This is a genomic window from Streptomyces sp. HSW2009 (assembly GCF_040240285.1).
Taxonomy (GTDB): Bacteria; Actinomycetota; Actinomycetes; order Streptomycetales; family Streptomycetaceae; genus Streptomyces.
The window spans coordinates 1-748 of record NZ_JBEHZD010001102.1 but is presented as its reverse complement, the minus strand read 5'-3'; the positions used below and the strand labels follow the sequence as shown (position 1 = coordinate 748).

1 protein-coding gene is annotated in these 748 nt (G+C 73.0%); it reads left to right on the top strand.

Annotation, left to right across the window (positions count from 1 at the left end):
• The coding region (locus AAHZ94_RS34760; protein WP_349997649.1) for a metallopeptidase family protein at positions 1 to 419 on the top strand (419 nt) is incomplete at its 5' end.
• Positions 420 to 748: the final 329 nt, after the last annotated feature.

Sequence of the window (748 nt, the reverse complement as noted above, 5' to 3'; positions counted from 1 at the left end):
CGAGACCGCGGCACGGGCGCGGGAGGCGCGGACCGAGCGCGCCGCCCCAGGTGCCGCTGTCGATCAGCCGCGCGGAAGGCTTCCTCGACCTGGTGCACGACTCGGTCGAGCGGCTGGAACGGCGCTGGCCACAACTGTCCGACGTGGAGTTCTCCGTCCACGACGTGCCCTACGTCGACGGCGGGGTGGCGGGCCGCGACATCGAGGCGTGGAGCGACGACGCGGTGCCGCTCGGGCGGTTCATCGCCGCCGACGGCGAGCAGCAGGCGCGGATCGTGGTGTACCGCCGGCCGGTGGAGATCCGCACCAAGAGCCGCGACGAACGGGCCCTGCTCGTCCACGAGGTGGTCGTCGAACAGGTCGCGGAGCTGCTCGGACTCGCTCCCGAATCGGTCGATCCACGGTACGGACAGGACTGAGCTCCACCCACGACCACCCCGACCGGTCAGCCGCCCCGGTCAGGCCGATGTTTTCGGCCATTCTGCGCAGCGTCCGCTCCGCGGCCGTTTCCACGGGCGTGCCGCTCCCCGCTCCGGCCCGCCCGACCCCGGCCCGCCCGGCTTCAGCCCGACCGACTTCGGCCCGACCTGCGCTGCCCGTACCGCTCGTCCTACTCATGCGATTCGTCCTGCCACCTGCCGCCGCTGACTGCCGCTACGTGCTGCTCCAGGCCGCCGCGTACGGAACCGCGCCGGTCCGGGGCAATAACCCCGTCCCCCTAACGCACCCCCCCCGCGTCCCCCGGAAA